Annotated in this window: 21 protein-coding genes; 18 read left to right on the forward strand and 3 right to left on the reverse strand. The window is 44.3% G+C overall.

Annotated features, from left to right (window positions below):
* The first annotated feature begins 116 nt into the window (after positions 1-116).
* The 4 genes from CRO25_RS01630 (at position 117) to CRO25_RS01645 (ending at position 2,978) form a co-directional block, all read left to right on the forward strand.
* Complete coding sequence (locus CRO25_RS01630) at positions 117-848, forward strand: DUF2953 domain-containing protein (RefSeq protein WP_079694085.1); 732 nt, start codon at positions 117-119, stop codon at positions 846-848.
* 283 nt (positions 849-1,131) lie between these two features.
* Positions 1,132-1,626 (forward strand): GerW family sporulation protein, encoded by a 495-nt coding sequence (gene ytfJ / locus CRO25_RS01635; RefSeq protein ID WP_063565747.1) that lies wholly within the window; start codon positions 1,132-1,134, stop codon positions 1,624-1,626.
* A gap of 138 nt (positions 1,627-1,764) precedes the next feature.
* The gene (locus CRO25_RS01640) at positions 1,765-2,220 is read left to right on the forward strand and encodes a holin family protein (RefSeq protein ID WP_257018513.1); all 456 of its coding nucleotides are present in this window, start codon (positions 1,765-1,767) and stop codon (positions 2,218-2,220) included.
* The gene (locus CRO25_RS01645) at positions 2,220-2,978 is read left to right on the forward strand and encodes an N-acetylmuramoyl-L-alanine amidase family protein (RefSeq protein ID WP_079694084.1); all 759 of its coding nucleotides are present in this window, start codon (positions 2,220-2,222) and stop codon (positions 2,976-2,978) included. The genes CRO25_RS01640 and CRO25_RS01645 overlap by 1 nt, the downstream gene beginning before the upstream one ends.
* Positions 2,979-3,418: 440 nt before the next feature.
* On the opposite strand, the gene CRO25_RS01650 is transcribed toward CRO25_RS01645, so the two are convergent.
* The 3 genes from CRO25_RS01650 to CRO25_RS01660 form a co-directional block, all read right to left on the reverse strand.
* Complete coding sequence (locus CRO25_RS01650) at positions 3,419-3,655, reverse strand: hypothetical protein (protein WP_143806507.1); 237 nt, start codon at positions 3,653-3,655, stop codon at positions 3,419-3,421.
* Between the two features lie 198 nt (positions 3,656-3,853).
* A complete protein-coding gene (locus tag CRO25_RS01655; RefSeq protein WP_072735277.1) occupies positions 3,854-4,123 on the reverse strand; it encodes a hypothetical protein in 270 nt (89 codons plus the stop codon).
* A 183-nt stretch (positions 4,124-4,306) separates the two neighbouring features.
* Positions 4,307-5,047, reverse strand: coding sequence for a GT-D fold domain-containing glycosyltransferase (locus tag CRO25_RS01660; protein ID WP_079694082.1), 741 nt, complete (start codon positions 5,045-5,047; stop codon positions 4,307-4,309).
* A 188-nt stretch (positions 5,048-5,235) separates the two neighbouring features.
* Here CRO25_RS01660 and CRO25_RS33160 point away from each other — a divergent pair, with 188 nt between their 5' ends.
* The 14 genes from CRO25_RS33160 (at position 5,236) to CRO25_RS01725 (ending at position 22,771) form a co-directional block, all read left to right on the forward strand.
* Entirely contained in the window at positions 5,236-5,895 is a 660-nt protein-coding gene (locus CRO25_RS33160; protein ID WP_179132082.1) for a glycosyltransferase family 2 protein, read from the forward strand.
* 37 nt (positions 5,896-5,932) lie between these two features.
* Positions 5,933-6,979: a glycosyltransferase gene (locus CRO25_RS01665; RefSeq protein ID WP_179132081.1), complete on the forward strand. Its 1,047-nt coding sequence runs from the start codon at positions 5,933-5,935 to the stop codon at positions 6,977-6,979.
* A complete protein-coding gene (locus CRO25_RS01670; protein WP_079694080.1) occupies positions 6,948-7,586 on the forward strand; it encodes a hypothetical protein in 639 nt (212 codons plus the stop codon). Before CRO25_RS01665 ends, CRO25_RS01670 begins: the two co-directional genes overlap by 32 nt.
* A gap of 254 nt (positions 7,587-7,840) precedes the next feature.
* Positions 7,841-8,662, forward strand: coding sequence for a hypothetical protein (locus CRO25_RS01675; RefSeq protein WP_079694079.1), 822 nt, complete (start codon positions 7,841-7,843; stop codon positions 8,660-8,662).
* Between the two features lie 129 nt (positions 8,663-8,791).
* Entirely contained in the window at positions 8,792-9,274 is a 483-nt protein-coding gene (locus tag CRO25_RS01680; protein WP_072735271.1) for a hypothetical protein, read from the forward strand.
* A gap of 200 nt (positions 9,275-9,474) precedes the next feature.
* The gene (locus CRO25_RS33750) at positions 9,475-9,630 is read left to right on the forward strand and encodes a hypothetical protein (RefSeq protein WP_256863568.1); all 156 of its coding nucleotides are present in this window, start codon (positions 9,475-9,477) and stop codon (positions 9,628-9,630) included.
* Positions 9,631-9,697: 67 nt separating this feature from the next.
* Positions 9,698-13,540, forward strand: coding sequence for a hypothetical protein (locus CRO25_RS01690; protein ID WP_079694077.1), 3,843 nt, complete (start codon positions 9,698-9,700; stop codon positions 13,538-13,540).
* A 14-nt stretch (positions 13,541-13,554) separates the two neighbouring features.
* Positions 13,555-14,205 carry an S-layer homology domain-containing protein gene (locus CRO25_RS01695; protein ID WP_072735268.1) on the forward strand — a complete coding sequence of 217 codons (651 nt, stop codon included), beginning with the start codon at positions 13,555-13,557 and terminating at the stop codon, positions 14,203-14,205.
* Positions 14,206-14,305: 100 nt separating this feature from the next.
* Positions 14,306-15,670 (forward strand): hypothetical protein, encoded by a 1,365-nt coding sequence (locus CRO25_RS01700; RefSeq protein ID WP_072735267.1) that lies wholly within the window; start codon positions 14,306-14,308, stop codon positions 15,668-15,670.
* Positions 15,671-15,683: 13 nt separating this feature from the next.
* On the forward strand, positions 15,684-18,809 hold the full coding sequence (locus CRO25_RS01705; protein WP_079694075.1) for a M23 family metallopeptidase: 3,126 nt from the start codon (positions 15,684-15,686) through the stop codon (positions 18,807-18,809).
* Positions 18,809-19,225, forward strand: a complete 417-nt coding sequence (locus CRO25_RS01710; protein ID WP_079694074.1) for a hypothetical protein — start codon at positions 18,809-18,811, stop codon at positions 19,223-19,225. Before CRO25_RS01705 ends, CRO25_RS01710 begins: the two co-directional genes overlap by 1 nt.
* Positions 19,226-19,243: 18 nt before the next feature.
* The gene (locus CRO25_RS01715) at positions 19,244-19,654 is read left to right on the forward strand and encodes a hypothetical protein (RefSeq protein ID WP_079694073.1); all 411 of its coding nucleotides are present in this window, start codon (positions 19,244-19,246) and stop codon (positions 19,652-19,654) included.
* An 11-nt stretch (positions 19,655-19,665) separates the two neighbouring features.
* Positions 19,666-21,621 carry a hypothetical protein gene (locus CRO25_RS01720; RefSeq protein WP_079694072.1) on the forward strand — a complete coding sequence of 652 codons (1,956 nt, stop codon included), beginning with the start codon at positions 19,666-19,668 and terminating at the stop codon, positions 21,619-21,621.
* 16 nt (positions 21,622-21,637) lie between these two features.
* Positions 21,638-22,771 (forward strand): hypothetical protein, encoded by a 1,134-nt coding sequence (locus tag CRO25_RS01725; RefSeq protein WP_072735262.1) that lies wholly within the window; start codon positions 21,638-21,640, stop codon positions 22,769-22,771.
* Positions 22,772-22,823 lie beyond the last annotated feature (52 nt).

Consider the following 22,823-nt stretch of genomic DNA (forward strand, 5'->3'; position numbering starts at 1 on the left):
GAATTGTAAGGTAGCGTCCAAAGATTAAATGGAATTTTCAGGTCAGACGTGAATTTTTTCCTATATAGAGTGTCATACTAGACGAGAAAAGAATTGAGGGCTTGGAGGTAAGGCCTGTGTGGATTTGGCTTGGAGGAATCGGCTTGTTGATCGCACTGCTTCTTGTCGCAGTCCTCATCTCGTATGTTCATGTGCATTTTACATTCAGGAAACACAATCATGATGATTATGCCAAGATTACGGTTCGTCTGTTATATGGCATTGTGCGTATTAACTATGAAATTCCTAGTATTGTCTTTCGTAATATGAAGGAAGGTTTTCTGGTGAAGACGGAGCAGCGAATGAATCATTCGAGGGGGGAAGCCCAGAGCAGCGAGCGTGTTAACAAACGTAAAGTCAAAAAATGGGCTAAGGATGTAAAAATCATGCTCAGGGCAACGGAAGCATTAAAGCTCTGGATCAAGCAAACGCTCACTCGTGTACATATGACTCATTTGTCCTGGTCCACTCGCATTGGCGTCGGCGATGCAGCATATACGGCTGTTCTCATCGGTTGGGTGTGGAGTATCAAGTCGATCATCATTGGATACCTCTCTTATCAAATCCGTTTTGAAAAAACGCCAAAGTTACAAGTTGTGCCGGTGTGGGAAGACGAGATGGAGTTCCAAACCGAGCTGGATTGGAAACTAAAGATCCGGATTTCAGCAGTCATGATCGCAGGACTTACGCTCTTAACCCGAGTGCTTCAAGTAGAGGGAGGATGGCGGATGTGGTTCAAACTCTTACAAGAACAACGGCGCAGACGCAAGCTGAAGCTGAAGAAACAACACAGTAAATCGCAAATTTAAGTGTATGTACTGTTCCTGTGTTATACAGCTTTCATTTAAAATGATTGCGGGGTGGCGGGGGTGGAACTATGCGTCTTGGCTGGGTCTATTCGGTAGTTAAGAAGAAACCGAGTATGAGAAAATTTCCTATAGTTTGCTTGCAACTGCCGGGTTTTATTTTGCCCAGTCAGCGGTTTGTAGTATTGAGGTTTAGTTAAATGGCTGGCTTACATAAGTCCCTTCAAGTTTGGGGATGATATGGTTAGATCAAACCTAGCTTAAATTGAAACTGGAGGGAATTGAAATGTCAGATCATCCAATTCAAGGCTTAATGGAAACCGCAATGGAAAATATCAAGGCCATGGTGGATGTCAATACAATCGTGGGCGATGCGGTCGAAACACCTGATGGTACCGTAATTTTGCCGATCAGTAAAGTAGGATTTGGATTCGCTGCGGGTGGCAGTGATTTTCATGTAAATGATGGAAACAGCAAAGGTGGAAGCGGCGGGAGCAGCGGAAGTAGTACCACTGAACATGCCAGCTCCGCATCGGTTGCCTCACCTTTTGGAGGCGGAAGCGGGGGTGGCGTATCCATTCGTCCTATCGCGTTCCTAGTAGTTGGCAAACAGGGCGTACACATCGTGCCGCTTGACAACTCAACGCATCTGTTCGAGAAATTGATCGATTCCACACCATATGTGATGGATAGAATCCAGGACATGTTCCGCAATCGTAATACAGCACAACCGGCAGAGTCCGGCATTCCTGTCACACCTGATCCTTCTACGTACAGCTAAATAATGATTCGGTTAAGATCCCTTCCGCAGCATGTGCGAGAGGGATTTTTGCTGTTTGCTTTGTGGAATGCAGGGGGAGTATATCCAAAGGGATCAATATCTAATGAGACTTATCTCCTTGTTCCGCCTAACCTAAACATGAAAAAGATGTTGAAGGGGGAAGGTAAATTGCAAAGAGATACGATTTTTACCGTTTTATGTGGATGGCTATTGTCTGCCATGGTGTACTTGGTTGGAGGGATGGATCACCTGTTTATTGCAGTAACGATTTTTGTCGGGCTCGATTACATCACAGGTGTGTTATCTGCATGGTACAAAAAAGAACTTTCCAGCAGGGTCGGATGGTGGGGACTTGCCCGTAAGTCATTAACATTTGTATTCGTTATTATTGCTCATCAACTGGATATTGTTGCTGGCAATTCGAATGACTTTATGAGAGATGCCATGCTGATGTTTATCATCGGTACTGAAGGAATAAGCATTCTTGAGAATATGGGGAAATTGGGACTTCCCGTCCCGAAATTTATCACTTCTGCTCTTTTCAAGCTTCGGGGTGAGGAAGATAATCAAGCTGAAAGCAAGGAGAAGATATAATGCTTCCAATCACAACGGACTACATACCTGTTAATAAGTACAGTCGAGCGGGAATGAAACTGAAAGCTAAACGAGGAATTGTTATGCATTATACCGCTTCCCCAGGAGCCTCAGCCAAAAACATCAGTACATATTTCGCAAGTTTAGCACAGCAAGGTGGAAAAGGTCGTTATGCAAGTGCACATTACTCTGTAGATCGAACCTCCATTTATAACAGTCTGCCAGATGATGAACTTGCATACCATTGCGGTAGCGAGACTTACACAAAGGAAGCTGTGGCCCGTCTTGGAACGTATCCCAACAATAGTACGGTGGGTATTGAAATGTGCATTGAGAAGGATGGTAGCATTCATGAGGATACATTTAATAACGTTGTAGACCTGGCAGTATATCTGATTAGAGAACGTGGCTTTCCCAATGTGTTTTTTACGCATAAAGAAGTTGTCGGGTGGAAGGAATGCCCACTACCTTGGATCAAAACCCCTGGGGAATATGAAAGGTTTAAGCAAGCAGTCAATTCTAAATTGAATCCACTGAAGGAAGAAGTGGTCACGGAGGATGAAGATGATATGAATAAAGTGCTGGATTATGCTCAATGGACATGGAATGAACTTGATAAATACATAGGAGATGCCTATAACGACAAAATCATTGACGAATGGGCATGGGTGGAGAAAGTACGCAAGAAGAAGCTGACCTACGGGGAATTGCTCATGTTGAAGGTTCTGATTGATGAACGAAGACGCAAAAAAGGATGAGATAAGCCACGAACTGAAAAAGGGGCTATTCGGTACGTCTTTTTAACCAATCATTAAAATGAGCTGCGTCTTTCAAAAAATAATAATTTTGTATGATCACAATTTTGTTAGGATGTTCATGCTCATATTGTGAGTGAAACAAGGATGAATCCACGGTTCCAATTACAGGGTGATGTAAGTCGACTATAACATGTTCTGAAATTTCTTGGCTCATATAACTGTCCTTTCGTTAAATGGGTCATGTTGAAGAAGGAGAAATTCTTGATGTCTCCTACATGTTCTATACGATTTCAGATAAAAGGTGTTAAGGAGTCAGATATTAAAATTGAAAAAAGTAGAGCCCCAAGTCCAAGGACTTGAGGCTCTACTTTTTTTGCACTTCCTTTGCCAAAGAAACATGTATCCGGTCAATCTAATTCGTAATTACTAAAACGGTGTAGCTACTCTTGTGAAAAAGTGGAGAGGGCATCATCTGCAAGGTCGAGTTCTGCGAAGGCCCTGCACACTTTCTGGAAGGATCTAATGGTATTGGTCTCGTATAAAATGTTGATGGGATCGAAACCTAGCATAACTAGTGAATCCACAAGTTCTGTCTGGTCCACTTCGATATGGTGCAGTGCTTCAAGCATGGTTTCAATGACTGCTAAAAATAGAATTGCTTTATTTACTTGATCCATACGTGTTGCTCCCTTCGTTATTTCCTTTTCTCCTGTCATTCTGCCAAGGTACATTCTTAGAATAAGCAGGGTGAGATGGAAAATAACGCGAAGCACATAAGTGACCCCATATAAACTAAATAAATCTGAAATGAGGGGAGAACAAAGACGTGAAAAAACAGTATAAGATCTTCAATGAAACTCCCCTAGTATGTAAGATTAAGCGTTCTCGTTCACTTCATTGATAATTGAATCAATTAACTCATCATCAACTAATGTACTCGCTTTTTCAAGAGCGGATAAAATGCCTTCTGGATTATCAAAAAAAACGTTAAACAGGACGGGAGCGACGTCGTCTATATTAATTTTCTGGGCTTTAACCATACTAATCAGAGCAACAACGATCTCGTGGCCTTCTACATTGCCTTCCATGAATCTATTTCTTAAGTGAGTTGCGACTGCTTCGGTCTTTGACTGCGAGTACGCCATTACATTCCCTCCAACGATTGAATAATCTAAGTAGTGCTCCTCTTTTATGCAAGTCTAAACCAGGTTAGATTAGGAGTTATCTTAACAATAATAAGTCAGTTAGTTCAAATTATCAATAACTACTACAGCAATGAAATTTCACTTGAATCCCGTCTTTACTCAACAAAAAAGACCCTGGACGGGTCATTTTTTTGGTCTTCCTTCCCAATAATCCGGAAATCCCTCGTAATCCCAAGCATATAGGTTTTCGTTGTCCGCCTGAATGGCAACATCTGCTCCTGAGCCAAAATCAACACCTACAGAGCCAAGTTCTTTTGCTTTAATGGCTAATACCTTGCCAGGTGCCCCTGCACATACGAGAGCCAGTTTCCATGGTGTTTTTTTGTAGATATTTTCTATTTCTTTAGAGGCTGCGCTCACATGAGACCAAGAGGGGCAGTCCACTGTTGCCACGATGCCTGTCCAACCGTAACGGCGTTCCAGCACTTCTTTATATTGTTCGGCTTTGGCTCCACAGATCAGTATGGGCATGGTCTTGAACGTTTCATAGAACAGTTTGAACCGGGCAATGTAATTATTTTCAAACGCGTAGAATGTCTTCTTGGGCTTAATCTTGTAATACGAGAGACACATATCAAACAAGGGTCTGAAATACCAGTGATCCGTCTGGGTCAAGTGACCAACATAATCGGCTTTTCTCAGGCAGTGTACAATGATTTCTCTCGCACCTGCATTGGGTAATGTAATGCCACAGTATGTGGGATCATTCACCCACCCGTAATGGGATTTGATGAAGTCCATTGTTAGGACGGTTCCATGGGCCAGAATTGTATTGGAAGCATCCCCGAATCGAACGGAAGCATGTGCTTCTCCATCCGTAGCCTTTTGGAACCAGTTATGAATTAATTCAACACTGCCAAGCACGCTCTCCACCCTCTTTCGGATTGAAATAATTTAAGTCCTTGTTGTACATCTGCATCATCTCCTTCTTTTATAGAATAGAAGAAACGATTCATTCTCTCTCCTCTTTCCAGTGAAAAGATCTTTTTTGTTGGACACGCTGAAGATTGGCGAAGATCGGTCTACACTATGTGAAAGGGGAGGGATGAACGGTGGCTAACGTATTCATAGGTGCTCCTGTGAGAAACCGGGCATGGATTATGGAGCGGCACTTGCAGTCGCTCAAACAACAGACAGTAAACAAGCATTTTTTTTACATTTTGAACGATAGCGAAGATCAGACAGAACAAATTTTGAATGATCATCAGATTTCGTACTTGACTCATAACTTGGGCAAGACATTCGGTCATTTGCGTGGTCAATACGCCTATCACAATCTGGCGCTACTAAGAAATATACTTGTAGATGAGTTTCTAAAATCCGATTGTGATTATCTGTTCTCCATTGATACAGATATCATTATTCCTGAACATAGCCTGGAACAGCTTATTGAAAATGATAAGGACATCTGTGCCATGCTGATTCGAAATCACCCAAGAATTAAGGCTCATAATGCAATGATTGGTGGAAAGCACGTTCCAGAATTCAGCGAGGGTGTAATCCCTGTGGATTTGACAGGTGCAGTGTATCTCATTAAACGTGAAGTCATTGAAGCTGGAGTTCGATATAGTTCACATCCGATTGGTGAAGATGCCCCCTTCTGTGAGCAGGCTCAGCAACTTGGTTATGAACTGTATGTGGATACACGGCTTCGTCCGGTTCATGCCTATGAGGAAGGAGTGGAGTTGGTTGCTAAATTGGCTGGTAGATAGAAGTAGGCGGAAAAAAGGATGTTTTGAAAGCATTGAAATGACGATCATATATCCACCTGCACTCGATTGGAATTTGTTGTTTCAACGTCCACAGCAATTAATGACCGCATTCTCCAAGATTCCAGGGGTCCGTGCTATTTTTATTAACGAAGAAACGTATAAGAAACAGAGCCGTCCGATCGAGAAGTTGAATGACGACCTCTTCCTTGTGCAAAAGGGGATTAACTATGACCATCTGGTCAAAGGAAAAAAGGTTCTCTGGTTCTCCAGTCCGGGTCAGTATAACTATGGGGATGGTCGTAATTTTGATTTTACCGTATTTGACTACTTGGACAATTCGGCCGATGAATTTGCGGTTTGGAAGGATTACATTCCGAAATGTTTTGAACGAGCAGATCTTATTGCTACAACGGCTAAGGTGATGTACGAAGCTCATAAAAATGACGGCAAACCGATCTTTATGTGCCCGAATGGGGCGGACTATGATCACTTTAAGAAAGCACGTGTATCTCTCCCAGTACCGGCTGACTTCCCCGATGTTAAGGAGGGACAAAAGGTTGTGGGATTCCATGGGGCTATGGCTTCCTGGGTGGACTATTCACTTATTACCGACATTGCAGATAAAGGGTATCGTGTAGTTCTGATTGGAAACAATGCCCTGTATCAAAAAAACATTGTGCATCCCAATATAACTTGTCTTCCACATAAGGATTATAGAGTTCTTCCAGCCTATATTGCCCAATTCGATGTTTGCATCGTGCCATTCAAACTGACAGAAATGATCCGTGGATGTGATCCGATTAAATATTACGAATATTTGTCTGCGGGTAAGCCTGTTATAACGACTCGTATGGAGGAAATCGTCAATAAATACAGTAACGTGACCTACTTTATGGATCGTCATAATTGTGGGCAGGTGCTTCAGAAAGCAATCAGTGAGAACAACGAGGCCAAAATCGCAGCCCGTGCAATGGTTGCTAGAGCTAATAGCTGGGACAGTAGGGCCATGGATGCTGTCAAAATGATAAATCAGGTGATGGGAGGCAACGTGGATGAAACAGATATTCAAACGAATTTTCGGTAGCCAGGTGGCCAAGCCGCCAATGGAAGTTGAAAAAATAGAGGTCCAAATGAGTGAGTTCAATTTTGAAAAATATGTGCCCAAAACCAACACAACCATTGTATATCTGCCTGCTATAGATTTTCATAGTGAACGATTTGGGCGTCGACCACAACGATTGTTAAGAGAACTTGCGGAGATTGGTTATCATGTGATTTATATAAATTCCAGTGATGAGTTTTATCAGGTGGATGCGTTGGAGTATCCTCACCCTGAGCTTCCGAATTTTGTCGTGGCTCGTGTTGGTCAGAACGTTCGTCCGTTGTTTCAGGGGGAAAGAGTCATCTATTGGGTGAATGACAGCCGATTGGCAAATTCGGTCGAGACAGCATATCCTAACTTGGTTGTATTCGATTCACTTACAGATCCCGACCTATTTGAAAAAGACAAACACAGGATGGAAGCTGTTGCTGACGTTGTGTTTATTACACCAGAGCGAATTTATGAGCATGGAAAATACTGCTCTCATGTTCATCTGATAACTGCCGATGAATATGAAATAAAGGAACGAGCAGAACAGGTCGCCCAAATTATAGATGAATTGCCCAATAGACCGGCCCCTCTTATGTAGGGGTCTTTTTTTACCCTTATTAGAAGCTGTTCAGCTTGCAGAGAAATCCCGTTTAAACTTTCGTTCAACGTATTCAGTGATATGTGTTAGGGAATAAGATTAGCGTTCTACACTATGAAAAGCAGAGACAGCCACCAGCCAAGCAGCTTGGAGGAATGAAATTCTGATCTTTTCAATCCTTCGACCTGCAGCAGGCTCATGTAAGTCTCGGTAGCTAAATAATGATATTACAAATCTAAGGAGTGGACTGTTCAATGGCTAAAAAAATGATTATCAAAGGTGTAGGTACATTCATGGCGAAGCGTTATCCTACAGACCCGCTGGGTGCAATTGAAGTAATTACACTGGGTACCCTGCAAGATCTGAAAATTGACCTCAATGTAGAGCTGGAGGACATCTTTGGTGGTGATGGCCTGTTTGCCATCGATGTACTGGTGAAGTCGAAGTCCATTGAGGTATCTGCTACAGATGCCAAATTCGATCTGGATGCGATTCAGCTGATGATGGGTTCAACCGTACAGGAACAAGTGAAGTCCTACGTATGGGTTTTGAATGAGCAGGATACTGCCGCTACTGGTGCAGCTAATTCCGGATTTGCTGAAGTGAAACCAAAATTCGCAAGTAAGATCTATGGAAATAACGGAGATATTACGGTTCGTCTCAAAGATTCCAACAAGTTGCTGAAACAACTCAGTTCGAAGGCTGCAGCTGTGGCACCAGATGAATTCTTCTATGATGAAGCCAATGATGTTGTTGTACTGAACGCTGCACATATCAGCAAGGAAATTGTGCTCAACTACAAACGCGAAGAATTGGTAGATATGGTTGATTTGCTAGTTGACGAAGTGCCTTTCCCAATCTCTGTAATTCATCATGGTACATTCCAGCAAAAAGATGGCTCTTTCGCAGGAGTTGAAACCGAACTGTACATGTGCCGTGCCAAAGGCACTTTCAGTATCAATGCTCAGCGTGCTGCAGCATCGGCATCTGCGATTTCCTTGCAGATTCTTGATCCTGAACGTGCAGACGGCAAATTGGGAAGCATCAAACGCTTTAGTGCACCAAGCAAAATCTAAGATCTCATACGATGTTCCATTGCTCCTGGCAAGGTATTTTACGGCGTCTGTGTCCTCCCCTGCACAGACCCTTGCCTTGCCAGGTTCTTTATTTTACAGGGGAGAGAATGTTCAGGGGAGGCTCTACTGATGGTGGAAACAGAACAGGAAAAGGCTGAGCGTGAGCTGGCGGAAAAATTGAACGAGGAAGCTGCCGAACGAATCAAAAATGATCCGGCTAATAAACGGGTAACCCCGGAGGAAGCCGAAGCTGCTGAACGGGCATTCTTCGAAGATGATGAGATTATAACACTTCGTGATCGGCGGAAATACCGCATCCCACCATGTAACCTGAAGGATGCACGTCGATTAATGAAACTGCTAAAAACGGTGAATATCGACGCCATTATTCTTAACTTTATTCCAACAGAGAATGATGAACTGGATGCAAAACGACAACAGGATTTATTTGATGTGTTGGCTATGGCGTTTAAAAACTATCCGCACATTGTGACCAAAGATGAACAGGGTGAGTATATCATCAATCGAGAATATCTGGATGAGTACCTTGATTTAAATACAGCTCGTAAAGTCATTGATATGCTCATTGGTCTAAATGGTCTAAAAAAGTAGAACGCGCCGAGGGTGAGCCTCTGGAGGGAACCGAAATCCGTGATGAGGAAACGCAAGAGCCAATTCACTGGGGAGAAATCTTCTTTACCCTTCACAAGCACTGTGGGCTGAACAAGTGGGAGATCTGGGAGTACACGCTCCCTCAGGTCGCGGAGCTGTGCAAGTCAGCCGAGAAATATATTCAGTTTGAGGTTGAATTAATGACAGCACCTCTTCGCATGTTCGGTGGCGGCAGAGGGGAAGAAGAAGTCGGGGAAGATGGAAGTATTAGACGTAAACGGACTTTTGATGACGCGGACTATACAGAAATATCCGAGGAAGACATCGGTTTGCTTGCACAAGCGCTTGGAGGATAAGTGAGAGACGTCCCGTTTTGCCTACACTAAGGTAGAACGGGATTTATGTATAAAGGTGGTGATGAATTTGGCTGACACAGAAGAACAAAAACACTCTTTAACGAAAGAGATATTAACGGAGGTAGAGCAGTCTGGTATCCCAACCCCCGACTTGAAAGGGGGGAACCAATCAGGCTTTCAATCGCTCGTTAACCGTCTTGAAGAGATGAGGGACGAAATGCAGTCCCAAATGATTGCAACGTTAACCAAGGATTTGGAGACATTTTATCGTGGGGCCTTCAACGCAATGCAAGATCTGCCGGAAGCCGGTTCACAGGAGTTAGTGGACTCTATGAGCAACATGATGAAATATATCTCCTCAGGCGAAGCCAGAGGGTACTCACCTACTATGCTGAAGGAATCACTTGAGTCGTCACGTCAAATGGATGACCAGATGACCAGGGCAAATCACAATTTCGAGATCAGATCATCAGGTCAAACAGGTCAAACAGACGGGAACGTCAAGGAACTACAACGGATTGCATTGCAACATGGTATGGACCAGGAGGATGTGGGTCTCGCATATCGCATTGGTTCCCGCTCCTATGATAATCCTCAGGAAGCCACAGCTTTTGCTAAAGAAGTCGCCAAGTTGCGTTCGTTTGACAATGTGGATGTAGAGCAGACTGCTACGGGCTTGGAAGGTGTTTCTTCTGCTTGGGGAGTGAGTGGTTATGATCTATCCAAAGTGACGGACATGATGCTTAAGGCTGCAACTATCTCACAGGTAAGCATTCACGATCTGATCAAGTCCATGCAACGAACCGTGCCTGCATCGACTGAGCGTGAGGATGAAGCAACAAAAGAAGATGCACTTGCCCGTCTCATGGCTACGTCTTCATTGTTTCTTCAGGAGAAAGGACATTCAGGCCTGAGTGGTGGTTTAACCCAGGATCAGGCGTCAGTTGGCACTCTTGTGGATCAACTTAAGACAGTTGGCGAGAATACAGCTTCCGTGGTTCCGCGGACAGACTCAAGAGACAACTTGCAATTTCGTCAAAGCCAGTTCCGTACTGCGTTCCAAATCTCTACATATGAAGCCATGAAAGGGTTAAAAGAGGAGTTTTCTGGACTCCAGACCTATCTTATTTCATTCTTGCGATTAATTGGAGACCAATCCAGCGGAATTGCAGATCATATGGAACTGATTAATCGGATTATGGAAGAAGCAGGAGTTCAAGTAGCCTGGGACAAGTTCGCCGATGTGATGAACGACGGAGAACAGACACGTTATGGTAAGGGTGATACAGGTACAGGCAAGGGCGAAAGCTCAGGTGGAAACACTTCTAACTCAATCGGATTTGCTGATGTGCACCGTGCAGGTGTAACCCAGGAAAGGGCAAGACAGCAAAACCGTCTTCGTGCTCAAGGTACCCGTAAAGCAGAGACACAGACAAGGGCAACTGCCAAGCAAGAAGAAGTGCTCAAGCTACATACTAGACGAGGTGAACAACAATCACTCTATGAGCAGGCAATCCAGGATGGTAATTCAGCAGCTTCCTCCTTTCACGCAGGAGAACGTGACCAAGCGGAGAAGGAAGCCAAGGCCAAAAGCAGGGAACTTCGTCTGTTGCGTGAGGAATTGGATTCACTCGATGAACAGATGGCGAAGACTAAACGGAGTCTTGAATTTCTAAACCGTGAGTTGGATGAGAACGGAAAAGCGATCATGCAGCTTGAGCATCAAGCGAGAATATTGATGTTGGCGATGGATGATATGGATCTGGATGCAGTGGAGCTTCGAAATAAGTTGTATTTTCTGAATGCCGAGTTCCTTTATGGCTCAACCGATGTTCAGCGTTACGAATCCGAGATTCAGAAATTGCGCAAACAATCGATTCTGTTAAATGATGTGCTAGCCAAATTAAGGAGTGAAGTGAATGCTCTGAATTCCTCATTCAGACAGGGTTCAATCGATGCCGCAGCATACATCTCCAAATTGAAGGAGCTTGAACAGGCACAATTGGCTACAATGATGAACTCTTCTGGAGGATTCTTGGTGGTTCCAGGGACAGGTAGTGCCGGTGCCGGATCAGCTGCAAAAGATGATAAAGAAAAGGATGACTCGGCAAACAAGCCGTTTCTCGAGAGACATCAAGAGTTTATCAATGACGCAATCAAGGATATGGCGCAATCAAAGATTGAAGAAGTTATGGATTTTGGTTCAGGTAAGAAAAAGGATAAACCCAAGCGACGAGGGATAAAACAGAGATTCGAAGATATAAAAGAAACTGGTAATAAAAAAGCATTTTTTAATGGTCATGCGCCTATTCGTGACAAGGACGGCAAGGTACTCAGAGCTCCGGATAAACCTGATGGTACCCTTGGAGATATCATTACCCAGCGAGATGTTACTAGCGAGCGTAAGAAAAAAGGAGATATTCCAGGCAAGCTAGCAAAGCTCGGCAAATTCGGTAAGTCGATACTGAAACCGCTAAAAGCCGTCCCTTATCTGGGCATGGCTATGACTGCTATGGATATAGTATCCGGTGTAGTTGATCCACTGAGCAACATGGGCAAGTCGGAAGCAGAAAAACAGAGTATTCGTGCTGCAAACAAAGAGGAGCTGGCTAAGGATTTCAAAGATATGGAGCAATCCTCATTTGTGGGTAAAGTTTGGAAAGGCGTCAATCTGGGAATGGATGCTGTGGTAAAAGGTGGTATAAGTTCCCTGTTCGGTAACAATGCCACCAATAATAAGTTTGGCGATTATTGGAAGGGTTTTAAAGCGGTGTGGTCCGAAGATGGCGGAGATGCGGTCGAGAAAAAGCTGGCCAAAGAGTATAACTATGAGCAAGAGAAAAAAGAGTCCCAGCTTCGAATGGACAAGGAGTCCGGCAAGACGCCCGAGGAGAACACTCAGCCACAAGTACAATATGTGCAGCCTCAGATTCAGTACGTCCCTGGTGCTGCCGGAATGGGTACCGTTGCAAACGGATATACACCTCAGCCACAAAGCAATGGTATTGATGAAATGATCGCCAAGATTAATCGGCAGCTTAACAAATCGACAAGTGACAACGAAACGAATTACCAAGTCGCTCGATCCCGTCTGTTGATTAGCGGTGTCCGCGAGGATTCTGGCCAGATGCGCGCTTTGATGGAGAAATATTTGCAAGAAAATATCAAGTTCTTTGATAAGGCGATTGCTAGTTTGCAGAAAACGTACGACAAGATGGCTGAGGGCAAGGAAAAAGATGAACTCGGTCTGGAGATTAACGAGAAGAAGCAGCAAAAGGCACAATCAGAGCTTGAACTGAACGGTGTTAAAAACAGTAAAATTGACGAACTCAGACGCAAGATGAACGATCAACTTGAGCTGACACAGTTGGACTATGACAAACGAATGTACGATCTCTTGGCGGCCAATGGGGGTAAGGAAGATGCACCAGAATTGATTGCATTGAACAAATCCCGTGCATCTGAGCTGAACTCAAAAATGAGTTCGATCAAGCAAGATTGGAAGAATTTGCTGAATAGTGGATTATTTAAACCGGGCTCGGATGAATATATGGATATTTTTAAACAAATCCAATCATTGGGTGTGGAACAGTCCAAAAATTTGGCCGAAATCAGCAAAAAAATGGATAAACCCATATCTACATTCAACATTCCAGCAGGACTTAAAGTCATGGATTACTTTGATTATATGACGACAAACAATACACATAAAAGTGTGATGGTTGGGGCGGGCGATGTCACGGTGCATGTGAATATCGACAATATGACAGGCAGCACAAAAGATGTGGAGAAACTGACGTCGTCACTGGATAAGACACTACGGCAGAACAATCCGGGTCTTGTAAACAGGATGGCGAGCAATGTCGGTGCAAGAATGGGGAGTAATTACCCCGTATCTTTTATTAGGTAAGGAGGGCTTCTGATATGTCTCAGCAAGACCCGTTTGGCTCAGTTAATGACCGGTATAAAAGAAAGTTGTATGTGGATACAGGCATGAAGTTTGAGCCTGTGATGGGTCGGATTATTGATCCCTACTCTTCACCTTCCCCCAATCCGCAAGTGAGGGAGATCAAAATGATTAATGCTCCCTCGCATTTTCATCAGATGGGCGTGTCTTCGTACAAGTCCATCATTAACATCCTGTTTAAAGACAAGCAATCCTATCATGACTACGCCATGTACGTAGGCTGGACGCACAAATTTTATGATGAGAAGGGCAATATTTATGTTGGTGTTGTAGAGTCCATCAAAGTAGACCCTATTTTCTATCATCAGGATACTATGGATAAAGATCAGAAGGGCTACAAGGTCGAATTGACTATGACCCTAATCAAGAAAGATGGATATGACCGCAAGAGTGCAGTACAGTTCCAGGATTTACAGACGACGGAAGGTAAGAATCACTGGGCAAGAGATTCCATTGAACGCATGGCTGATTTGGGACTTACTGTTGTAACAGAATTGGATGGTACACCAATTCTATACTTCAGGCCGGAAGATTTTATAACTAGAGCAGAGTTTGTTACTTTCCTGATGCGCACCAAACGTCTGCTGGAACGAACAATTCGAGAGTAGGGTGACCTACTCTCTTTTCTGTCTATTCTAAATATAGGGGGTGTTTATCATACGAAAATGGGTTGATGTAAACGAAGGGGACTGGTTCTATAACGATGTTATGGAAGCCACAAATATGGTTCTGGAAGATGGTGAAGTCTTTGTTGCCGGGATCAACTATAACAAGTTTGAGGAAGGCAAGCCTTTTGTATATGAGGAAATCAAGGGGCAAGCGGGGCAAACCTCATTTAGTCTGCCTCTTCTGATTAAGCCGACAGATAACAATCCACTGTATGTGTTTATTGATGGGGTTCAAACGATCTACGAAACGGCTGAAACCAATAGCAAGGGGTTAACCGATGTAGAGTTGTATACCGGTGTGAAAGCAGGTCAGGTGGTGTCCTTCTGTAGTTATGGAGAACCGTTGCTGGATAGTGATTGGAAAAGGCCACCCGTGTCCTGGACTGGAGATCTGCCCAGAGCTGCACTTAGTGCAGCGACGACCTATTTCTACGATCCATTCAGTCGTAATCATCAAGAATATTTGTATGCAGCAGGCCAACCGCTTCGCAGACTCAGTATTCCTTCCGAGGTATGGGCAGACACCATGGGAGATGCGGCAGCGGTAACCAAAATTGCAACAAAGGCAATTGGTTACCGGACAGATGTATATTGTGTCAGTCCTGGGGGATCAGTGTTTCTTCCCTTTAATCTGAACGGTGTCACTTGCAAGTTCAACTATTGGACGAAGAATAACGGTGGAGCATTCAAATTCAAGAGTGAAGACATCAAAGCAACAACACTCAAACCGGCATACAACAACTGTTTTTTTCCTAATGCGATTATACAGCGGGGAGAAGCCTTTCATCTGATTAACAAGCTACGCAAGGTGTTCTATGCCAGATTTACGGACAAGGAAGCGCCAACGACGGGGATTAATGAGCCTATTAAGGCATTTCAGGGACAACGGGTGTTTAGACTTAACGGCAATTATCCAGCAGGTAAAAATAAACTTAAAGTTACAGTGAAATTCAAAGAAGAGAAAAAAGATAAAGTCCAAGAAACTCCGCCTTATTCAGAAATTGACAACCATACGGTTGTCTTCAATCAACCTTTCTCAGAAGGCGACGAAGTGACTTTCTATTATCTCAAAGATGTGAGCGAGAGGTTCGCAGACGTCGGAAAAGATTCGGCCATTTATTATCAAACCAAGGGTGAGCGGGTAGAACAGTCCAAGGATGCTTTCTGGAAAATAGCTGTTTCGGAGATGGAAGATGAAACATTTGCCAATAATGACCCGCTGATTGCAGGCATCAATATCAAGAAAAAGCTGGATGGTGCAGCTGTGGTAACTAATATGGGCAGACCTGTAGGGGGTACAGAACCGGATGAGACATGGTTTTTGGGTAACTCTGCTATGACACGGGCTGAAGCCGTAGCTTTCTTGGACCGATTCATGAAGTGGACCATCGAGCGATTTAAGTAGGGGGAGATACAATATGATTCCAATTTCGGATGAGGTTATGAATGTGCTCTCTCAGCGTCTGAAGCTGGGGGAAGGAGCACTTCCCAATATTCGGGTCGAAGTTGACAGGCTGGCATTTATCCCGGGACGGACAGAAGAGTTCAGGCATATGGTTTCCGAGCAAGTACCCATCATCAGTACACAATCCGTTTGGGTGGATGAGTCGAGTAACGGAATATATAATGGTTCGACCGAAGCTACCGCCCAAGACATTTGTTTTCCGATCAAGGGTAAAACGTTGATTACCACTGAGGTTACAGATGAATTTGGTGCTCCTCGTAAAAGCGCGTCAAAAATTCACCGAGGCATCGATTTATGGGAGCAGATCGGAACGCCAATTCTGGCTGCATGGGCGGGTAAAGTAGTCCGCATATCCCAGAATAAAACAGAAGGTGCCGGTAATGCCGTAAATATAAGACATGATAATGGTGTGATTACCAAATATTTTCATCTGAAAGAAATTCTCTGTTCGGTGGATGATGAAGTAGCTCAAGGAGCTGTCATTGGAACACTAGGCAATACGGGTGGCGTATATACCAATGGCCATAAGGTTTCTGCTGCTGAACGTGCAGTGGGTAAAGGGCGACATCTACACTTTGAAATTTGGGAAGGGGTTAATCCGACATCGAAAACTGGAGAAGGTGGTGAGGCAGTTAATCCCAGATTATATCTGAGTGGGCAGCGCAAACTGCACGGAAATGCGAAAACAAAGTTTACTGATGTAGAGCCGGTTCAGGTCGAAGGATATCCAGGAGAAATTAAACTGAATGAGAAGTTCGACAAACGCAACTGGCATGAAAAAAGCGTTTATACAACCGGTTTGAAGTTTTCGGAGTATGCCAAGATTGAATCGGGTTGGACTTTGTTTGATTCGGGAGGCAAGTTGCTGTATACGTTTGATGGCAAAGCCGCCGTAGTCGAATTTGAGATTAACGTGACTAAACTGAGCATGCCTACTCAAGGACTTCTTAGTATTGGAATGGGAACTAATTTTAGTGAAGCGGAAGGGGATTCTTTCGCTGTGGTGATTGATGGTAAAACGTATGCCTATGTCAATAAGTTCAACGGGGCATATGACCTGACCAAACTAACGGAATTGAACAATATTGTAATCCCCGCAAAAGCCAAAAGCATCAAAATTAAGGTGACTTATGGGGGTAAACAAAATACCACTGTTCCACCCGGATCGGTTCCTGCTTCGAAGGTGAAATATAAAAAATTCGCCATTGATTATATTCGTATACAAGAGTTGTTGCCTGCTCCATTGAAGAATCAAAAGAGTGAAGAAGGACTTGATCCGTCCAAAGGCTATTATCAAACGAACAGCTATGAAGGTTTTGTCATGAACAATAGGCCAGAGTCGGATGTTATTCAGGTTGGATCTTTTGTCTATATGGATACGCAGGTTCTTCCCAATATCATTAGTGCCGAAATCGATGATCAGTTTGACTCTGAAGCCAGGGAAGCACGGCTGACCATCTCTAATCCCAGAGGATTCTTCTCCCCGGATTATAATCCTGCCCATTTTCCCGAGCTTGGGGGCGTGCCATCTCCATGGTCTTATTTTGCCAACGGATTCCATGTTGGGGTTCTGAGTGAAAACACACCGATACGTATCTACATGGGCTATGGTCAGCATATGATGCGGGTATTTACAGGACTGATTGACAAGGTGGACATCAATGGTGAGGGTTCCACGCTGGAGATCACAGCTCGAGATATGTATAAGCGCATTATCGAGAAAGTCATTTCGGAGAAAAAAGCTTATCCGGAGGTAGATGAGATTGATAATGTGCCAGATCCGGTGCCCCCTGCAGCAGTAGGGACGGACCGGACATCATCCATTATTCAGGCTGCCCAAGCTCAAGCTGCAGCCTATGGCGTACCGGATCACAAATTTTTGCTTGCGATATGCAAGCATGAGACCGTACTTGGCACACAAGGTATGGGCAGGGAGGAGAACGGCAGCTTTATTCTTGGATACGGAATCCCTAAAAAGGAATACGAAGGCATTCAGGAGCAGATGAAGCGCGGAGCGGAACGGATGTCCAAAGCACTGGCTTCCAGGGGAAAGAAAGTGACTTCAAAGGCCGATGTACTTTATTTTCATAATGGAGGAGACATTGCTCCAATGACCTGGAGTGAAGATCGGGATAATTGGGTGAACAAGGTATGGACCTTTTATCAGGAGATGCTCGCAGACCCGGCAAGCTGGACCATTACAGCAACCTCCACTCCGGCAGTTACACCTACACCAGCTCAGCCAGTGGAACTTGAAAAGCCGGCCTGGGTCAAATCCACGGTTGTCCTAGATCTGGTTAAACATGCAGGTATGGTGGGTTGGAGGGCAACCAGTGAGGATCGCTCTTATCCTGACTATGTGATCGACGAGACCTATCTGATTGAGGTGAATCAGAAGACGGGCAGAGTCATTGTTCCGGTACCGGGGCAGGAGGGTGAGTTTGAAGTCAAGGATGCAAGTACGGTGCTTACGCCCAATGGATGGCTTAATCCATTCATCGAGGAGTATGGAAAAACGTTTGAGCAATGGTCCGCCAAAGTTACAGAAGCCGTTCAGGAAATTATCTCGGAGATTCCGTATCGAAGCTACTGTGACCGTTATGGTACATACCGATTGGAGCGCTTGAATTATGACAAATCGGTCGTTGCGGAGTTTTCCGAGAACGACAATCTGATCTCCATTACCAAATCCACGGATTGGTCCAGAGGAAGAAGTCACATCGTTGTTATAGACTCGAATCAAAAACAAAGCAGTTTTGTGGACAAGGAGATCTTGCTGGAACTCAAAGGAGAGATCCGAACCATGGTGCTTGCGGTTCCTTGGGCCAAGACGGTTGAAGCCAAGAGACAGGTTGCAGAGCGAGCTTTTTTTGATATGAAACGTATGTGCCGTACGCTGCAGGTATCCATTCCTGCGAATCCTGCTCTTGATCTGCTTGACAACGTTATCGTGACGGATAAAACGACTACCACCCGCGCCGTATACACGATTAAAAGTATCAAAACAAGCTATTCTGTGGATCGGGGTATGCTTCAGGTCATTGATATGATGTGGGCAAGAAAGGGAGTGATGGTGTAATGGCCGGTATTGTGAATGAAAATATTGTTTTTCCTGTGCTGGATTTGATCCACCGGGAATTACGCAAGTATAGCAGTACTTCAAATTCGAACAGTTCTCCTCTTGAGGGTGAACCTTCCGTAACATTATATCGGGAACATATGCAGGACCCGGATAGAGTGACGGGAGCAGACCTCTTCTATGAATCCGAATGGAAGGTTTCGATCTGGATGAAGTTCGGCACAGAGGAAGAAGAAGACTTTCCTTCCGGGGTGGGCTATTCCCACCCGGATTATGAATACTACAAGTATTTCAGGTTAACACAGGTGACCGCCCGCACATTTGATCCAAGTGGAGAGTCGATGTTCACCTACAATATTGGTCTAAATTATGATGACGAAGGACGCTTAACTGGAACGAGCGTAAATCGTATATAGCATTTAGGAGGTGGTTCCATGGCATTTAATGTTTCTTACATCGCGGGTGGCGTCATCGACAAAGTGCGCGAGCTGCCGTACCCACACTTCAGTAAAAAGACGATCCCATTCATACGGGGACAGATGTTGGACATTCCGGCGGCCAAGACCATCAAGTCCGATACGTTCACCCTGGCGTATGACACGGAGTTCCTGAGCATTGCGTTTGCTGCGAGTCACTACTGTGTCGGCGATTACTGGGAACTGACGATCGGGACTGAAAAGGTGTGCCGCACCATTTATGCGAAGGAGCTTCCCGAGTCGGTATCCATGGGTAATAGTTTCGGAATTGTCTACCCGATTCCGGCGGGAACGACCATTAAGTTTGACTTCTTCAACGCGGTGGCTGAAGCCAAGTCGGTCTGGTACAACATCAAATTTTTGAGATAAGGAGGGTGACGATGGCACTGCAAAAACCGCAGACGAACTTTGCCGCCTTTATTGACGGAGAGTCGGAAGCACAAAATCTGATCAACACGTTGGCCGATGAGATTGTGAGTGCTGACATTCCCAGAGTAGAAGGCGGAATTGATGCAAATCGTTGGGAAAAAGTCTATGAATCTGATGGAGCTGAATGGGTAACCTACAGCAAAAGTTATAACAAGAGCATTATCGGAATGTACGCGCATTCTGACGGGAATCAGTACGAAGTTTACAAAATTCCGGATTGGACCGAAGCGAAAAGCCATTCGGGTGATTCTGCCTTGGATGCTAATGGCTGCCTTTGGGAAGTAAGGCAAACTTACTTTGATGAAGTCGTGGAAGGAAAGACAGGACCAAATTCATCTAATATTGGGACCACTTACGGTAACTACAAGACAGAGCGTAAAATTCAGGTCGTGCAGTTCAGTTATCAGGATGCTCAAACCAATGAAACAAAATATGTTGATGTTCCTGGATGTTTGGTTACCGTAGTTGTTGATAATTCAGTTCCAGATGGGTACAGAGCATATTTGGTACGACAGGTGATTGGAAACCTTGATGGAACAACAAAACCATCGAAAGAATGGAATCAGTTTGAGATTGTTACCGAGATGCCTACGGATTGGGCATACGCAATCAAATTATCACCAAAAGGGAAGTTTCAGTATAACTTTTCTAGAAAAGTAAATTCACAGTCTTCGTCCCCCTACTGGAACTGGGCAAGCATTGTTGACAGTTTCTATGAACCTGTGAAGCAACTTTACAAGTTTGATGAACTATTCTATGTGGCAGATGTACTGAACTATGTACCTGCGAAGGTAGTTATTAAAGGGACCCCTACTGTACCCGCTGGAATTCAGGTTCGAGATTATTACGTCATGTTTGAGCAGCCTGCTCATGACTGGAATTATATCAATGTCTACTATGGTGAAGGTTTTGAAGGGAGACTCGCTCAAGGCAGCCAGAGCGCAACATATGATGGGATCTGTGATCCTGCAACCTTAGCGATTGGAAAGTCTCCTACAGTCATCGACCAGTTGAAGGCTCATTATATGTATTTAACATGGAATGATCCAACTGCTATCAAAACTTTCATCCCACCGTCCACGAAGTGGAAGTTGGACTACGACGGGAAAACAGAAATTGTCAGCCCGGCAGCTCGCTTTTTCCATGGGCGAGATTCTACAACGTCTTGGCTGCCTAACAAAAAACGCAGACCAGACTACCTGGTAGCCTATACGCTATCGGTAAACAATGATCGGGTTATCGTTGTTCTTGAAGGTGATCCTTCACCAAATATCCATAGCTATTATCGAAGTTTTGGATACATAGGCAAAATTGTTCCGTTCAATGACTTTGACCATGGAGGAAACTTCGGGGTTACGGTAGGTATGGGTGATTTGCGGACGGATATGACAGGTTATACGAAAAAAGATATTCTAACCGACCTTAATCCGGATCTGTACGCCAAGTATGGTGAGTACACTTCAAATGGCATGGATTCCATGTCCATGTTGAAGACACGCAGTAATGTTCTGTTCCAACGTTATTACCCGGCCTTTATTTCGCATCTTCCGAATTATCCTTCTGTTGGTACGCTTCCTCCGGGGCTTTCCAAACTTGTTGTCGATACGGACGGTTTCCAAAAGTCCCTCTGGACAGGAAAGTATCACGCCAGTCCAATCTACCTTGTTCATCAGGCTGAGGGGTATCGGGGATATATGGATGGTGTGGTCGCGATTTACGATCATAACCTGGTCAATCGTGATGAATTAATCGTAGATACAGAGATTATGAAAGATAAGTCTAACCCTTCTCTGGGTACATGGACAGAAGTTTATAAATTTTTCAGTATCAAGAGCCCGTTGAACCTGTTCAAGCATTCACCATCACCAGATGTCATCACCATTGCATTTTTGAAAGAGATAAAATAAGGAGGACTACTACACAATGGCAAACTTTAAATATGTAGAGACAATCACCACTTCCCAGGACTTGTTGACAAAACTGAAAGAGGAAGTTACTGGCTTTAAGAGTTTCCCTTTTGAGTCAACTGCGAGTGAGACCCAGGAACAAAATCTGTGGGAAGTATTCTATGAGGAAAAAGACAGCAACGATCGCGTTCAGGAACTCATCCTTCGTGGAGTTATGACGATCGGTACTCAAACAACTCCAATCACCAAAAAATTCTATGTTAGCTTCATCAATCACGCTTTGGTACCGCGAGTTGTTGCACCTGTTCCGGCTTATGAAGAGCATAGTACGCTAACTGTACAGTTGCTTGAAGGACTCGAGGGCAGTGAGCCAACTACATTACCGGTTACAACCCGACCTACCTTCAAGCTGACAGGTCATCCGGTACTTTACCAATGGGCATTGGAAAACTATACACCAACGGATCGGAATAAAGAGAAACCCGTATATATGTATGTCAATGTCATGAACAACCGCTTGGCAATGGTTCTTGTTGCAGACCCTGCGGTGAACTTCCTTGATTACAAAAAATCCTTCTTGTATGCAGGTGCCTTGAAACCGTTCAAATACAACCTGAATGATGTAGACGGTAACGTGATGCTGACAGCCGGTGCCGTGATTGAGGAACCCGATATTTCTCAGATTGCCAAAACAGGAACATACTATTATGGTCAATATACTTCTGCAGGTAACAACACACTTCAGATGCTGAAAACCAAATCAGGTATTGAATTCCAGCAGCATTACCCTTCCTTTATTACACAAGCTCCACCAAAAGGTAAAGCTTATCTTGATCCGGAATTGGGGGATACAGGTCTGGAATTGGAACCACAAGGCTTCCAGGCATCGAAATGGACTTCCAAATATCACTTGTCTCCAATCTATGTGGTCCATCCTTATGAGGGCTACCGCGGTCAATTCGATAACTGCATCGCAGTGACGAAGCATAATATCCTTCACCTCGATGAGTTGATCATTGATGTGGAAGGTAAGTCTTGGAACCAAGAAGTGTATCGTTACTTCGATACAGATACGGCACAGAACTTTATGAATCTTTCTGCCAACCAACGCATGGGCGTGGCCATTCTGAAGGAAGTACGCTACTTGTAAGTTGAACTGAATGAAAGCTGAATCGTATAGATTCAGTGAGAGGGAACTTTCT

Source organism: Paenibacillus sp. RU5M (assembly GCF_900221055.1).
Classification (GTDB): domain Bacteria; phylum Bacillota; class Bacilli; order Paenibacillales; family Paenibacillaceae; genus Paenibacillus; species Paenibacillus marchantiae.